The sequence below is a fragment of the Pseudomonas sp. SJZ131 genome (assembly GCF_007828705.1).
In the GTDB taxonomy this organism is placed as follows: domain Bacteria; phylum Pseudomonadota; class Gammaproteobacteria; order Pseudomonadales; family Pseudomonadaceae; genus Aquipseudomonas; species Aquipseudomonas prosekii.
Genome location: NZ_VIVC01000001.1, coordinates 1,309,064 through 1,323,682, shown reverse-complemented (window position 1 = coordinate 1,323,682; position 14,619 = coordinate 1,309,064). Strand labels below are relative to the sequence as shown.

The following is a 14,619-nucleotide window of genomic DNA, read 5'->3' as shown; positions in this document are numbered from 1 at the left end:
GCAGAAACACAAAAGCCGCAACCTCGGGTTGCGGCTTTTTTATGGGCGCCTCTCAGACTCAGTAAGGTTGCAACGGCAGGAAATACTTATTGGCCAGCGCCAAGTCGATGGCGCCGTGGTAGATCTGGATTTTCTGACTCGGATTTGTTGCTTTGGCCAATGCCGATTCATACGTTTCGAAACGTTGGCCCTCGGTTTTCAGATGCGCGGTGGTGAAGTGGGTTTTGTCATCCGTCAAAGCGGCATAGTGAAAGTGCGCATACCACAGTGCTTTGTTGTCGCGGGTGTATAGACCGTATTCCTGCATGAAATCCTGGCGCCCGGTTTTCAGTTGAATGCGCGTGCCGATGGCCCGGATGGTCAGTTCATGCTGCTGCAACAGGTATCGCGCGCCGACGCTGGTCGGGGCCTGCGCCAGCGTCAAGCGAATGCGCAATCGGGTTGCGTGGTTTTCCAGCGCCAGCGCCTTGTCCCGCAGTTCACTGATCAGCGCCGCCGCTTTGTCACTGGCCGCGGGCGCGTCCTCGTGACCCAGCAGTTTCTCGGCGAATCGGCGAAGTTTTTGCGCTTCGCGTTGCAGCTGTTCCTCGACTTCCAAAGGAGAACTGCCGCCTTGCGCATAACTTTCGATTTTGCGCGTTTGTAAGTCGACTTTTGCCAGGGCTTTTCCTGCGTCGCCCTTGAGCTGCGCGTAAGGCGCGGAAATCCTCGGGCTGGGCGGGCGGACCGGAACAATCTCGACCCAGACGTCGGGTTCGTGCTCGTGAAAAGACGCCAGTATCTGATCGTCCATCGGGCCGTTGATGTCGACGATGTCGCCGTGCTGATCGGCCTCACGCGGGCGCAGCTCCCCGATCATCGTGCCCCGGGACGTTTTGATGACGCGTTTTTTGCTCGCGGCAGGTGAGGTCTTCGGTTTTTTTCGGTTGGTTTCTTTGGCGGCGACCGTTATTTGCGAGGCAGCGTCCCTGGCGGTTGTTGCCTGCTGCGCGGCGAGTTGCTGGATTTCCTCTACCAGACGCTGCTCGGCATCGACGCGCAATTGATCAATGATGAACCGCATGCGGTTGAACGCCGGCATCTGCAGTTCTTCGGTGTTGAACACCCAGATGCCGCCAAGCGCACTCTGGGCGTTTTTGTAGCGTGCGACCAGATTGTCCAGCACGGCGATGCGGTCGCTGGGCAGGTAATCTTGGCTGGCCTGCAACTCGGCGTGCGAGCGCGACACGATCAACACCGGTTCAATCACCGCTTCGAGCACCTTGGCGACCTCGGTGTTCAATGCTCTGATGCTCAGAATGCGCAGGATGATCAACTGAAAAGCCTTGACCTTCAACGCGGTCATTTCGCCTTCCGGGCGGTCCTTCATCAACAGCTCGATGGCTTTGGGCCCCTGCAAGGGAATCTGTTCGAGTTCCTGAAATCGAGCTTCTTGCGCCTCGTAACAGGCAATCATGGTTTCATTTGTTTCACTGGTCTGACGCATGAACTCGAAATAGCGCTGCACCGCCGCCTCACCCTGCGCTTTCAGAACTTTGTAAACATGCTCCTCACCTTGGGAAAACTCGCTGTAGCGATGCTTGGTCGCCACTCGTTCGATGTCGGCCATTACCACTCTTTTGCGCAGATTCCTGATCAAGTTGCTCAGCAGATGGCAGACCTTTTCATGATTAAGTGGTGAGTCGGTCAATACGCTGATTTCGCGCATTTCGGCAATCAGCGTGGCATAGCCTTCAGTTTGCTTTTGCAACTCGACAATGTAGCGTTCGCGCGATGCTGTGCGTTGTTGACCGGTGCTGGCAGGATCGCGTTCGATGGCCACTCTGACGTGCTCGGCAATGTCGACACGCTGTTGCACCTGCGCCTGTTGCTCGAGAAATTGCTGATGGTTCAAGCCGAGTTCGGCAATGCGCTGCCGGCGTTTTTCGCGCTCGGCGGTGATGCGGCTGTGGCGCCCGCCGCCCACCAATTGCAGGCCCTGATCCAGCATCCAGTGGCCACGGCCGTTGGATTTGAGCTTGATCCCGGGATGGTCAGGATGCTCAGGGGGCACAAGAAAAACCTCACCAAAACCCGGCACGATGCGCACACGAAACAGCAGGCCGGCAAGGCTCGCATGCCATTTGTCGTTGATTCGGTAAAGGCCGGCGAAGGGGCCGATGGCGATCGGTTCCGGCAGCGTGGACGGCCACGGCACACGCACCGATTGCAACTGCGCCAGCAACCGCGCCGAACTCGAATCCCGCGCTGCCGACAGGTTGAAATCGAGCAACGTGTGGCCGCTGCCGGGAGGTTCCGAGGGCAGGCCAGGTGCGACTTCGATCACGGCATTGGCGCTGATCACCGGCGCTTGCGCCGAACGGCGGAGCGGTGCGAGTGCCACGGCCGATTCCCGAACTTCGCCGAGTGCGGGCGCAGGTTCGCCGTGTTGTGCGACGTGCAACAGCACTAACCCAAGGTTCAACAACACATCGACCCAGGCCTGCTCGCGGGCGTTCACATCATCACTGTCCAGCGCCGGCAAGTCTTCGAGCAAGCTATGGGTGAGTTGCAGCATCCAGCCGACGAGCATCACCGGGCCGCGCAACAAGGGCAGCAGCAGGTTGTTGAATACCAGCCAGCCACCTTCAAGAATGATCGCCCAGCGACTTTCTGCGTTCGATACCGATTCGCGGTCCGCCAGTTCGACCAGCGCCTGCGCATTGCTTTTGAATAACTGCGCCATCAGTTGTCCTTCAGCCAGCGCGGCAAGCCATTGCGCGGCGCTTTCATCACCGACGAGCAACGCCGGTTTCGGCGCGCGTGGCGGGCTGAATTCGTCGCCCACATGCACATGCACAATGTGCGGCTGATCAAACCCGTTGTGCTCATAGATCGGCCGCGCGCGGTCGGTCAGCCAGGTGAGCACGCTGGTTTGCACGGGACCGCTTTGGGCGATGGCGCTCAGCAGTTGCTGGCGGCTGGAATATTGCTGCAGCGCCGGCGAGTACATCGGCCGGTAGAGAATGCGCGGGCCGTCGGCATTCAGGTCGTGCGGCTCGATGATGAACATGTTGCTCACCACATCAGGCGCAGCGCCTGCTTTGCGTTGGAAGGCCAGCGGTCGCAGGACGATTTGCTGGCCACCGACCGTCCGTTCGGCTTGCGTGCCGTGCATCAACGCTTCGACGTAGCGATAACCCTGACGCGTGAAACCCTGCTCGGATTTGATCGATTGTTCCAGCGCCAGCATCGGCAGATGCACCGAGAGCTCCAGTCCGAACAGCCGCGCACGTTCCTGCGCCTGCGGGGTATCGCCCAACAATTGGCTACGAATCAGTTCGGGATAGTGTTTGCCGACATCGACGCGAGTAACCAGATCCAGCACATAGGCTTGCGTGGTCCAGTCCTGAATCAGCTGCCCGCCGGTATGCCGAATCGTCATCCGGCCGTTGGGACGCCCGGCAAGATTGCGGATCGCCAGTTGTGTCAGGGTCATTTTCACCGGTTGCAGATAACCGCTGCCCAAATCACCGACCGGCACATGAAACGTCAGCTCCAGTTGGTCGGCGTCATAACCCGGCGCCAGCGGTTGATCCTTGAGCATCTGTTGATGCAGGGTTTTTTTAGCGAACGTGTGGAGGTCGTCGATGCCGGTCTGGAAGCTGCGTCCACCGGTCTTTTGCTTGATCCCGGCGAGGCTAAGCACCTGCTTGCGGTAAGCCATGCGATCTGCGGCGCTGGCGGTTTGCAGCCACTGCGGAATGGCTGATTGAAGGTGTTGAAAACGCATTGGAGTGTGCGCTTCAGGGGTTTGATCATCGATGAACAGCGCTGCGACGTCGGTGATCGCCGCGAAGCGTTTTTCCAGTTGTGCAAGGCGCTGGCCGGCCGGAAGCTTCAGCGCGGCGAGGTCCTCCAGTTGTTGGTTCAGCAGCAGGGCGGCCTGGGTATCGAAGATATTGCCGTCGGGCTCATAGCGTTTCCACGCGACACTGTCGGCCATGAAAGTCTGCTCAAACCGCTCGCCCCACGCTTGACCGAACGCTGCCACCGACGGGAATGATTCGATGCTGCCAGTCACTGCGCACAGCAACACGCTTTCACCACAGATCACCAGGATGTCGGGGCTTTGCAGGCTGACCGAAACCTCGCCGACGTTCAGGGTTGTTTTGATGACAAAAGCCTGAAGGGTACCGACCGGTGGAGGTGCGTCGAGGCGTTGCTGTTTGTCGGGATGACGGCACAGTTCACTCAAAATGTCGGCGTGCCGGGAGTGAATCGCAGCGTGGCGGATCGCTGATGTTTTCAGCGTGCCATTCAGTAAATCCCCTAACCATTGCCAGCGACTGACGCCGGCATCCACCGGTTCGTTCCAGTAATCACTCAGTGCTTGCTGAAAACCGACGAAAACAATCGCCGGCAACTCGCGGATGAGCCCGGCGATCAGTTGCATGTCGGGCTCGCGGTGGCTGCTGCTGTCTTGCGGAAGGTATCTGGTTCCGTCGTTGGTCAGGTAGCAGGCACGGCCGAATTGCTCATCGAGCGCCGGCGGTGTGCCGCTGGCCAGATATGAGAGCACGACGTCGAGCAACAGCGTTATCCGCCAGCCACCTTCAGGGTCCGGCTGGGCGAGGCGGGTGCTGTACGGATCGAATGCCAGCAGCGGGTATTTTTCCAGCAGATCGTCCTTGAGCAGGCTGGCGGTGACGGAGCGCAGGGTCGGACGGCTGTTGAACCGTTCGCTGATGGTCTGCGCGATCAGGTTGGTGTAATCGCCCGTCGCGGCGGGCAATGTTGTGGTTGGCATGATGCAATCCTTTGCATGGCTGATGCCGGAACCATAACGCCTGAATAAATCAGCCGTGCGGTATATAGATACCGCACATTATCGAATTTTCCCGAAACCCCTGTAGGAGGGAGCCTGCTCGCGAAGGCGATCCGTCAGCCACCTTTTTGGTTGCCTGGCACACCGCTATCGCGAGCAGGCTCACTCCTACATTGGGTTCAGTGGTTGTTCGGTGGATCGCCGCCCAGCACCACGTCCAGCGCAGTGCGCGCGTCGTCGAGTTGCACCAGCGTCGCGTGACGTGCGCCGAGGGCATCGCGGTTTTCGATAGCGGTCAGGATCGCCTTGTGCCGTGGCAGCGCCAGCTCATGCAGATTCGGCCGCTGGTTGGAATGCTTCAACGCTTCGGCGATGGCCACGGCGAGCATGTTGCACAAGTTGGCCAGCAAGTCGTTGTGGGTCGCGTCGGCGATGCGGCTGTGGAAGTCCAGGTCCGGTTGCAGCAAGGCTTCCGGGGTCGGCGCGGCTTCCATGCGTTGGTAGGCTTCGCCGATCGAGGCGATGTCGGCGTCGGTGGCGTATTGCGCGGCGAGCGCGGCGGCGGCCGGTTCGATGATGCTGCGCACGCTGGTCAACAAGCCGAAAAATTCATTCTGCGGACTGCTTTGCATCAACCAATGCAATACGTCCGGGTCGAGCATGTGCCATTCCTTGCGTGCCTTGACCACCGTGCCGACGCGCGGACGGGAATACACCAGGCCTTTGGCGACCAACACCCGCGTGGCTTCGCGCAATACCGGCCGGCTGACCGCGTACTCTTCGCACAACAAGGCTTCGGCGGGCAGTTTGTCGTCGGGCTTGAAGCGTCCGGAGACGATCTGCATGCCCAATTCCTGGACGATGCGCGAGTGCATGCTTTTGCGGTCGGAGGGTTTGCGGTAATCCATGGGGAACGGCGCGATCCTGGGCGATGGGGGTGGGGCGCATGATAGCAGGGGAGCGATGATCGTTCCCGCGCTCTGCGTAGGAACGATCAGGGGGGAGGGGATCAGTGCGAGTGGCGCGGCACCTCGGCGCCACGGCAGCCGACCAGGAAGTCGAAGTCGCAGCCCTGATCCGCTTGCAGCACATGGTTGACGTACAACTGGCGATAGCCACCGACAATCAATGGCTGCGGCGGTTGCAGATCGGCCATCCGTGCCGCCAGCTCAGCGTCCGGAATGTCCAGGTGCAAACGCCCGGTGGCGCAATCGAGCTCAATGAAATCGCCTTCCTGCACCACCGCCAACGGCCCGCCTGCTGCCGCTTCCGGCGCCACATGCAAAACCACTGTGCCATACGCCGTGCCGCTCATGCGCGCATCGGAAATCCGCACCATGTCGGTCACACCTTGCGCCAGCAACTTGGCCGGCAGCCCCATGTTGCCGACTTCGGCCATGCCTGGATAACCCTTCGGCCCGCAGTTTTTCATCACCAGAATCGAGGTGGCATCAACGTCCAGTTCCGGGTCGTTGATTCGCGCCTTGTACATGTCGAAGTTCTCGAACACCACGGCCCGGCCGCGATGCTGCATCAGTTCGGCGGTGGCGGCGGATGGTTTCAGCACGGCGCCGAGTGGCGCCAGATTGCCGCGCAGGACACAGATGCCGCCGTCAGCGCGGATCGGATTGTCGAGGGTGCGAATCACTTCGTCCTGACCGTAGATCGGCGCGTCCTTGGTGTTCTCGCCGAGGGTCTTGCCGTTGACGGTCAAGGCGTTCGGATGCGGGATCAGATTGGCTTCGCCGAGGCGCCGCAGCACCGCTGGCAAACCGCCCGCGTAATAGAACTCCTCCATCAGGAAACGCCCCGATGGTTGCAGGTCGACGATGGTCGGCATGCCGCGACCGATGCGCGTCCAGTCGTCCAACTCGAGATCGACACCGATGCGTCCGGCGATGGCTTTCAAGTGAATCACCGCGTTAGTCGAACCGCCAATCGCCGCGTTGACTCGAATCGCGTTTTCAAAGGCTTCCTTGGTGAGGATTTTCGACAGCCGCAGGTCTTCGCGAACCATCTCCACCGCGCGCATGCCGGACATGTGCGCCAACACATAACGGCGCGCATCCACCGCCGGAATCGCCGCGTTGTGCGGCAGCGAAGTGCCGAGTGCTTCGGCCATGCAGGCCATGGTCGACGCGGTGCCCATGGTGTTGCAGGTGCCGGCCGAACGCGACATGCCGCCCTCGGCCGCGAGGAAGTCGTCGAGGGTGATCGTGCCTGCTTTCACTTGCTCGCTGAGTTGCCAGACCACCGTGCCCGAGCCGATGTCCTGGCCCTTGTGCTTGCCGTTGAGCATCGGCCCGCCGGTGACGACGATCGCCGGCACGTCGCAACTGGCGGCGCCCATCAACAATGCCGGAGTAGTTTTGTCGCAACCGGTCAGCAGCACCACGCCGTCGATCGGGTTGCCGCGAATGGCTTCTTCGACGTCCATGCTGGTCAGGTTGCGGGTAAACATGGCAGTGGGGCGCAGGTTCGATTCACCGTTGGAGAACACTGGAAACTCAACCGGCCAGCCACCCGCCTCGATCACCCCGCGTTTGACGTGCTCGGCGATCTGCCGAAAGTGCGCGTTGCACGGGGTCAATTCCGACCAGGTGTTGCAGATGCCGATGATCGGCTTGCCGTGGAACTGATGGTCGGCGATGCCCTGATTCTTCATCCAGCTGCGGTACATGAAGCCGTTCTTGTCGGCGGTGCCAAACCATTGGGCGGAGCGCAGGGTGGGTTTCTTATCAGACATGATCGATTCTCTTATTGTATGACTATATTGTTCGAGCTGACGCTTAACATAAGCGCAAATCTAGGGATTTGGAAGTGTTGCTAGCTTAAATAGTATTACTATATAGTCTGACTCAACGGAGGGATTGGTCCTGGCGGTTTTCCGCGAGAGGCGTCCCCCGAGGTTCTATAACAACAACAATCGGAGACCGATCTCATGAGCCAGGAACTGCGGCTTATTCGTCGCATCACGCTGAAACTGATTCCCTTCCTGATCCTGCTGTACCTGATCGCCTATGTGGATCGCTCCGCCGTCGGCTTCGCCAAGCTGCACATGGGCGCCGACATCGGCATCGGCGATGCCGCTTATGGCCTCGGCGCCGGGCTGTTTTTCATTGGCTACTTCCTGTTGGAAATCCCCAGCAACCTGATGCTCGAACGCTTCGGCGCGCGGCGCTGGTTCGCACGAATCATGGTCACCTGGGGCGCAATCACCATCGGCATGGCGTTCGTCCAGGGCCCGCACAGTTTTTACGTGATGCGCTTTTTGCTCGGCGCCGCTGAGGCCGGGTTCTTTCCGGGCGTTCTGTACTACATCACCCAATGGTTCCCGGTGCGCCATCGCGGCAAGATCCTCGGTTTGTTCATCCTTTCGCAGCCGATCGCGATGATGATCACCGGGCCGGTGTCCGGCGGTTTGCTCGGCATGGACGGCACCCTTGGGCTGCACGGCTGGCAATGGCTGTTCATCGTCATCGGCACGCCAGCGATCCTGCTGACCTGGCCAGTGCTGCGCTGGTTGCCGGACGGTCCGCAACAGGTGAAATGGATGGACCAGGCCGAGAAGGACTGGCTGACCGGCGAGCTGAAAAAAGACCTCGCCGAATACGGCCAGACCCGTCACGGCAACCCTCTGCATGCGCTGAAAGACAAACGCGTGCTGCTGCTGGCGCTGTTTTATCTGCCGGTCACTTTGAGCATTTATGGTTTGGGCCTGTGGCTGCCGACTTTGATCAAACAGTTCGGCGGCAGCGACCTGACCACGGGTTTCGTGTCTTCGGTGCCGTACATTTTCGGGATCATCGGTTTGCTGATCATTCCGCGCAGTTCCGACCGCTTGAATGATCGCTACGGCCACTTGGCGGTGCTTTACGTGCTGGGTGCGATTGGCTTGTTCCTCAGCGCCTGGTTGACCTTGCCGGTCGCGCAGTTGGCGGCGCTGTGCCTGGTGGCGTTTGCGCTGTTTTCCTGCACCGCAGTGTTCTGGACCTTGCCGGGCCGGTTCTTCGCCGGGGCCAGTGCAGCGGCGGGGATTGCCTTGATCAACTCGGTCGGCAACCTCGGCGGCTACATCGGGCCATTCGTGATTGGTGCGCTGAAGGAATACACCGGCAATCTGGCCTCAGGGTTGTATTTCCTGTCTGCGGTGATGGTGTTCGGGCTGGTACTGACGGGCGTGGTTTACCGCTTACTTGAGCGCAAACACGTGCTGCCCGCCGAGCAGTTCGCCGCGAGCGCCCGGGGTGCGACGCGTACTTGAACAACTGACACCGACCCCTGTAGGAATGAGCCTGCTCGCGATGGCGGTGCATCAGCCACCCACAATTTTCAATGTGCCGACGCTATCGCGAGCAGGCTCACTCCTACAGGGATCTGCGGTGTTCTGGAAAACACAGGAGAAGAATGATGCGTTTAGTTCAATTCGAGTTAAGTAATGGCGAGCGCCGGGTTGGCGTGGTTGAAGGCGCTTTGATCCGCGAAGTACAAGACGCGCGCAGCGTGCGTGACCTGGCGCTGGCCGCGATCGAGGCCGGGGTCAACCTTGAGCAACAAGTGCAAACCCACGGTTTGGGCAGCAGCCACGACTATCCAGAGCTACTGGCCAACTTGCGCATTCTGCCGCCGCTGGATCACCCGGACCCGGCGCACATGCTGGTCAGCGGCACCGGTCTGACGCATTTGGGCAGCGCCTCGGCGCGCGACAAAATGCACCAGCAAGTCGGCGATGAAGCCGCGCTTACCGACACCATGCGTATCTTCAAGTGGGGCGTCGAGGGCGGTAAACCGGCGGCGGGCGAGGCGGGCGTGCAACCGGAATGGTTCTACAAGGGCGACGGCAGCATCGTCGTGCGCCCGGGCCAATCGTTCCCGCTGCCACCGTTTGCCGAAGACGCCGGCGAAGAGCCCGAACTCAGCGGTCTGTACGTCATCGGCCACGACGGCAAGCCGTATCGACTCGGTTATGCAGTGGGCAACGAGTTCTCCGATCACGTCATGGAACGCAAGAATTACCTCTATCTGGCCCACTCCAAATTGCGCAGTTGCAGTTATGGTCCGGAACTTCGCGTCGGTGAGCTACCCCAACACTTGGCAGGCACCAGTCGTATCCTGCGCGACGGTGAAGTGCTGTGGCAGAACGAGTTCCTCAGCGGCGAGGCCAATATGTGCCACAGCCTGGCGAACCTCGAGTATCACCACTTCAAGTACAGCCAGTTCCTGCGGCCGGGAGATGTGCACATTCACTTCTTCGGCACCGCGACCCTGTCCTTCGCCGATGGCATCCGCACCCAACCGGGTGATGTGTTTGAAATCAGCCAGGCCGAATTTGGCGCACCTTTGATCAACGGCATTGCGCCGGTGGCAGCGGCATTCGAACCCGGCACCGTCGGCACCCTTTAAGGAGACTTGCATGACCCAGATCCTTGGCCACAACTACATGGGCCACAACTACATCGGCGGCCAGCGTAGTGCGGCCGGCGGCCTCAAACTGCAAAGTGTCGATGCCACCACGGGCGAGAACCTGCCGGGCGATTTCTACCAGGCGACCCCGGAAGAAGTCGACGCCGCCGCCAAGGCTGCCGCCAGCGCGTATCCGGCCTATCGCAGCCTCAGCGCCGAACGCCGCGCGCAATTTCTCGACGCGATTGCCGACGAACTGGACGCCTTGGGCGATGACTTCGTCGCCGTGGTCTGTCGCGAAACCGCGTTGCCCGCCGGGCGCATTCAGGGTGAACGCGGTCGCACCAGCGGGCAGATGCGTTTGTTCGCCAAAGTCTTGCGGCGCGGCGACTTTTATGGCGCGCGGATCGATCAGGCGTTGCCCGACCGCCAACCGCTGCCACGTCCGGACCTGCGCCAATACCGCATCGGCCTCGGACCGGTCGCCGTGTTCGGCGCGAGCAACTTCCCGTTGGCGTTTTCTACCGCCGGCGGCGACACCGCTTCGGCACTTGCCGCCGGTTGCCCGGTGGTGTTCAAGGCCCACAGCGGCCACATGGCCACCGCCGAATGGGTCGCCGACGCGATCATTCGTGCTGCGGAAAAAACCGAGATGCCGGCCGGCGTGTTCAACATGATCTTCGGCGGCGGGGTCGGCGAAGCGCTGGTCAAGCATCCGGCGATTCAAGCGGTGGGTTTCACCGGTTCGCTGAAGGGCGGTCGCGCGTTGTGCGACATGGCCGCCGCCCGTGCGCAGCCGATTCCGGTGTTCGCCGAAATGTCGAGCATCAACCCGGTGATCGTGTTGCCGCAAGCGCTGCAAGCACGCGCAGAAACCGTTGCGCGTGACCTGACCGCCTCGGTGGTGCAGGGCTGCGGGCAATTCTGTACCAATCCGGGGCTGGTAATCGGTATTCGTTCGCCGCAATTCAGCGCGTTTGTGCAGCAAGTGGCTGCGTTGATTGCTGAGCAACCGGCGCAAACCATGCTCAATGCCGGCACGTTGAGCAGCTACGGCAAAGGCCTGCAAAAGCTTCTGGCGCATTCGGCCATCGAACACCTGGCGGGCAGCGCGCAGCAAGGCAATCAGGCGCAGCCGCAGCTGTTCAAGGCGGATGTCAGTTTGTTGATCAATGGCGACGAAGTGTTGCAGGAAGAAGTTTTTGGCCCGACCACGGTGTTTGTCGAAGTCGCGGACCAACCGCAGCTCAGCGCTGCGTTGAACGGGCTGCACGGACAACTGACCGCGACGATCATTGGCGAGCCGACGGACTTCGAGCAGTTCGGCGAACTGACCGCGTTGCTGGAACAGAAGGTCGGGCGGATCTTGCTTAACGGTTATCCGACCGGCGTCGAAGTCTGCGATTCGATGGTGCATGGCGGGCCGTATCCGGCGACGTCCGATGCGCGCGGCACTTCGGTGGGCACCTTGGCCATTGACCGTTTCCTGCGCCCGGTGTGCTTCCAGAACTACCCCGACAGCTTGCTGCCGGAACCGCTGAAAAACGCTAACCCGCTGCGTATTCAACGGCTGGTGGACGGCAAACCTTCGCGCGAAGCGTTGTAACCGCCGAGCAGCGTCCCCTGTGGGAGTGAGCTTGCTCGCGATAGAGGCCCGTCAGTCACTGCAATGTGACTGTGCTGGCGTCATCGCGAGCGAGCTCGCTCCCACTTTTGTTCATGGCTCGATGGAAGTGGGTTGCCTGGCTCGGGCCCGCTCCCACATTGAGCTATCATTGCGGCTTTCCATCCAAATGACTGATTGCCATGACTGCCGTTACCGACACCTTGCTCAATGCCCTCGAAAACTGCGACATGCTGGAAATCGACGGCTTGCACGCCTTTGATTTTTTCCTCGATGAAGCCAACAACAACCTGCACATCGAGTGCATGAATGGTCGAGAGTTGGAACACTGGGAATTCACCAAGGTCGAAATCGACGCCGCGACATTCGATCCAACCCTGCAGAGCTGGTTGATCACCGGTGATTCCGGCGAGCATCGGCTGGTGTGCATGGCTGCAATTGGCGGTCATGACGATGAGGAAGAAGAGCATGAAGATGCGTAATTTCTGGCCGCTGTTGATGGCCGGCAGCGTCGGCGCCATGGGCGTGCCACTGGCCAGTGCCGACGATTTTCAACTGCTGGTCGGCTCGTACACGGCCGGCCAGAGTCAGGGGATTTATCGCCTGAACTTCGACAGCGCCACTGGCCAGATCGGCGCCAAGCCGCTGCAAGTGATCAAGACTGAAAACCCGTCGTGGCTGACCGTCTCTAAAGACCTGCAACGGGTGTTCGTGGTCAACGAAAATGGCCCCGGACAGGCTGATCCGGTCGGCAAGGTCAGCAGCTATGCGCTCGACCCCAAGACCTTCGAACTGAAGCTGATCAATCAGGTGCAGAGCCTCGGCAACGAGCCAACGCACTCGAGCCACAGCGGTGACGGCAGCCACCTGTTTGTCAGCAACTATTCAGTGGTCGAAGATCCGGGCGGCACCCTCGCGGTGGTCCCGGTAGACGCCGACGGCCAGCTCAAACCCGTGGTGCAGATGAGCAGTCATCCGTCGAGTCGGGTCAATCCCGAGCGCCAGATGTCGGCGCACGTGCATTCGACGATTTCCTCGCCGGACGGCAAATATGTGTTCTCCAACGACTTGGGCGCAGACAAGATTTTTGTCTATCACTTCGATCCCAAGGCCAATCCGCAGCTGCCGCTGACCCCGGCCAATCCGCCCTCGGTGGCATTGCCAGCAGGCAGCGGTCCGCGGCATTTGCTGTTCAGCGCCGATGGCAAACACGCCTGGCTGACCATGGAAATGAGCGCTCAGGTGGCGGTGTTCGATTATCAGGACGGCACGCTCAAGCAAACTCAACTGGTGGACATGGCGGCGGGGCAGCCGACTGCCGACAAGGCCGGCGCGGCACTGCACGCTTCCAAGGACGGCAAGTTCCTCTACGTCAGCAACCGTGGCACGGCGAATCAGTTGCTGGTGTTCGCCATCGACCCGGCGACCGCGCAGCTCAAGGAAGTGCAACGCCGTTCCGTGGAAGGCGACCATCCGCGCGAGTTCAGCCTCGACCCGAGTGGCAAATTCCTGCTGATCGCCAATCAGAAAAGTAATCAGATTGTCGTGGTCGAGCGTGATGCCAAAACCGGTCTGTTAGGCAAAACCGTGCAGAAATTGCCGATGGATGCGCCGAGCGATATCAAGTTTTTGGTGCGTCAGTAACGCATCAAAAGCTGCGTCAATACGCCGCAGGCCCCGTTTGATGGGGCCTGCGCACTAGTATTAATCAGACTGATAACGGCTACTGTTACAAAGCATTTCAGGGCGCACAGCCTCGGGCGTTAAGTTTGCTTCACGGCCTAACCAGGCAAGCAAGCCAACTGACTCCGAGGAATACCGCCATGAACTTCAATCTCTTCTCCATCATCGCCGCATCCGCTATCTCTGCCACCGTTGCCCTGCCAGCCAGTGCCAACACTGAAATCAGCAGCAAAAAATCCCACACCCAGAGCTACACGCAAAAATACCTGCAACAAAGTGCCAACTTCTACGCCGCGCTGGACCACAAAACTCAAGCCTGAAATCTAATGAACGTTGCCTATAGGCGCTGCCGAAGGCTGTGATCTTTTGACTTTTAACAGCAAAAGATCGCAGCTTTCGGCAGCGCCTACGCGTGTGCGTTTTCTTGCTTTATAGGTTTTATTCAGCGGCGATATAGATGCTTTTAATGATCAACCAGGTTGATGGTCACTATGGAAAACCCTGAGTGGTGAGCACCGTTTTTTTGATCGATTCTGTCGGCACTGAAACATGCCCACGGAGAACACCATGGCCCACGCAATCATCACTTCCGCCAAACACGGCGCCTACCTGGCCATCGGTCTCTACGTGGCCATGGTCCTCGTCATCAGCCTCTCGCCGCAAGCGCAGCACGACCGTCAGGCACCGATTGAAGTCGCCTATCCCGGCGTCCAGTTCGAACACCGCGCCCAACAAAATGTGGTGGTCGATCGCGCAGACATTGCGGGAGTCGTCGGGGCATGAAAGGGCACAAACTCTGGGTCATTGCCTTTCTGGCATTCATGACCAATGGCGCTTCGTTACTGGGGATCGGGCAGGGCTCGGCAGGTTCGGTAGCGCGGGCCATCGAATGCAATCACAACATTGCGCACAATATTCAGACCGCCAAGGCCTTGGGCCTGCTGGTGGGGAATCCGCCGATCAAGCGCAGCGCCGAGTTTCTCGGGACGTTCCAGGTCGATTGCTCGACGCTGGGGATGTGCTCGGTGTTGGCTTGAACACCCGCATACATGACGCTGTAGGAGCATGGCTGGCCCGCGATGGCGTCCTTGGTAACGTCATC

The 14,619-nt window shown here is 60.1% G+C and carries 11 protein-coding genes; 8 read left to right on the top strand and 3 right to left on the bottom strand.

Going from position 1 to position 14,619, the window contains the following annotated elements; all coding sequences use genetic code 11:
• Positions 1 to 58: 58 nt before the first annotated feature.
• From FBY12_RS05695 to FBY12_RS05685, 3 genes are all read right to left on the bottom strand, one after another.
• Positions 59 to 4,789 (bottom strand): dermonecrotic toxin domain-containing protein, encoded by a 4,731-nt coding sequence (locus FBY12_RS05695; protein ID WP_145251876.1) that lies wholly within the window; start codon positions 4,787 to 4,789, stop codon positions 59 to 61.
• Between the two features lie 197 nt (positions 4,790 to 4,986).
• Positions 4,987 to 5,715 carry a FadR/GntR family transcriptional regulator gene (locus FBY12_RS05690; RefSeq protein WP_121733097.1) on the bottom strand — a complete coding sequence of 243 codons (729 nt, stop codon included), beginning with the start codon at positions 5,713 to 5,715 and terminating at the stop codon, positions 4,987 to 4,989.
• Between the two features lie 101 nt (positions 5,716 to 5,816).
• Positions 5,817 to 7,553 carry an IlvD/Edd family dehydratase gene (locus tag FBY12_RS05685; protein ID WP_121733098.1) on the bottom strand — a complete coding sequence of 579 codons (1,737 nt, stop codon included), beginning with the start codon at positions 7,551 to 7,553 and terminating at the stop codon, positions 5,817 to 5,819.
• A 195-nt stretch (positions 7,554 to 7,748) separates the two neighbouring features.
• On the opposite strand from FBY12_RS05685, the gene FBY12_RS05680 reads away from it, so the two are divergent.
• The 8 genes from FBY12_RS05680 (at position 7,749) to FBY12_RS05645 (ending at position 14,554) form a co-directional block, all read left to right on the top strand.
• Positions 7,749 to 9,071, top strand: coding sequence for an MFS transporter (locus tag FBY12_RS05680; RefSeq protein WP_145251874.1), 1,323 nt, complete (start codon positions 7,749 to 7,751; stop codon positions 9,069 to 9,071).
• Positions 9,072 to 9,217: 146 nt separating this feature from the next.
• Complete coding sequence (gene araD1 / locus FBY12_RS05675; RefSeq protein WP_145251872.1) at positions 9,218 to 10,210, top strand: AraD1 family protein; 993 nt, start codon at positions 9,218 to 9,220, stop codon at positions 10,208 to 10,210.
• Between the two features lie 10 nt (positions 10,211 to 10,220).
• On the top strand, positions 10,221 to 11,816 hold the full coding sequence (locus tag FBY12_RS05670; protein ID WP_145251870.1) for an aldehyde dehydrogenase (NADP(+)): 1,596 nt from the start codon (positions 10,221 to 10,223) through the stop codon (positions 11,814 to 11,816).
• 200 nt (positions 11,817 to 12,016) lie between these two features.
• Positions 12,017 to 12,316 carry a DUF5629 family protein gene (locus tag FBY12_RS05665; protein WP_121733101.1) on the top strand — a complete coding sequence of 100 codons (300 nt, stop codon included), beginning with the start codon at positions 12,017 to 12,019 and terminating at the stop codon, positions 12,314 to 12,316.
• The gene (locus tag FBY12_RS05660; protein WP_145251868.1) at positions 12,303 to 13,478 is read left to right on the top strand and encodes a lactonase family protein; all 1,176 of its coding nucleotides are present in this window, start codon (positions 12,303 to 12,305) and stop codon (positions 13,476 to 13,478) included. Before FBY12_RS05665 ends, FBY12_RS05660 begins: the two co-directional genes overlap by 14 nt.
• A 179-nt stretch (positions 13,479 to 13,657) precedes the next feature.
• Entirely contained in the window at positions 13,658 to 13,837 is a 180-nt protein-coding gene (locus FBY12_RS05655) for a hypothetical protein (protein WP_092280610.1), read from the top strand.
• A gap of 247 nt (positions 13,838 to 14,084) precedes the next feature.
• Positions 14,085 to 14,300, top strand: a complete 216-nt coding sequence (locus FBY12_RS05650) for a hypothetical protein (RefSeq protein ID WP_145251866.1) — start codon at positions 14,085 to 14,087, stop codon at positions 14,298 to 14,300.
• Positions 14,297 to 14,554: a hypothetical protein gene (locus FBY12_RS05645; protein WP_145251864.1), complete on the top strand. Its 258-nt coding sequence runs from the start codon at positions 14,297 to 14,299 to the stop codon at positions 14,552 to 14,554. Before FBY12_RS05650 ends, FBY12_RS05645 begins: the two co-directional genes overlap by 4 nt.
• Positions 14,555 to 14,619 lie beyond the last annotated feature (65 nt).

What these genes read in the sequence shown, in the direction of transcription:
- FBY12_RS05695 (WP_145251876.1), bottom strand. Translation starts at nt 4,789, where the DNA reads ATGCCAACCACAACATTGCCCGCCGCGACGGGCGATTACACCAACCTG.
- FBY12_RS05690 (WP_121733097.1), bottom strand. Translation starts at nt 5,715, where the DNA reads ATGGATTACCGCAAACCCTCCGACCGCAAAAGCATGCACTCGCGCATC.
- FBY12_RS05685 (WP_121733098.1), bottom strand. Translation starts at nt 7,553, where the DNA reads ATGTCTGATAAGAAACCCACCCTGCGCTCCGCCCAATGGTTTGGCACC.
- FBY12_RS05680 (WP_145251874.1), top strand. Translation starts at nt 7,749, where the DNA reads ATGAGCCAGGAACTGCGGCTTATTCGTCGCATCACGCTGAAACTGATT.
- araD1 (WP_145251872.1), top strand. Translation starts at nt 9,218, where the DNA reads ATGCGTTTAGTTCAATTCGAGTTAAGTAATGGCGAGCGCCGGGTTGGC.
- FBY12_RS05670 (WP_145251870.1), top strand. Translation starts at nt 10,221, where the DNA reads ATGACCCAGATCCTTGGCCACAACTACATGGGCCACAACTACATCGGC.
- FBY12_RS05665 (WP_121733101.1), top strand. Translation starts at nt 12,017, where the DNA reads ATGACTGCCGTTACCGACACCTTGCTCAATGCCCTCGAAAACTGCGAC.
- FBY12_RS05660 (WP_145251868.1), top strand. Translation starts at nt 12,303, where the DNA reads ATGAAGATGCGTAATTTCTGGCCGCTGTTGATGGCCGGCAGCGTCGGC.
- FBY12_RS05655 (WP_092280610.1), top strand. Translation starts at nt 13,658, where the DNA reads ATGAACTTCAATCTCTTCTCCATCATCGCCGCATCCGCTATCTCTGCC.
- FBY12_RS05650 (WP_145251866.1), top strand. Translation starts at nt 14,085, where the DNA reads ATGGCCCACGCAATCATCACTTCCGCCAAACACGGCGCCTACCTGGCC.
- FBY12_RS05645 (WP_145251864.1), top strand. Translation starts at nt 14,297, where the DNA reads ATGAAAGGGCACAAACTCTGGGTCATTGCCTTTCTGGCATTCATGACC.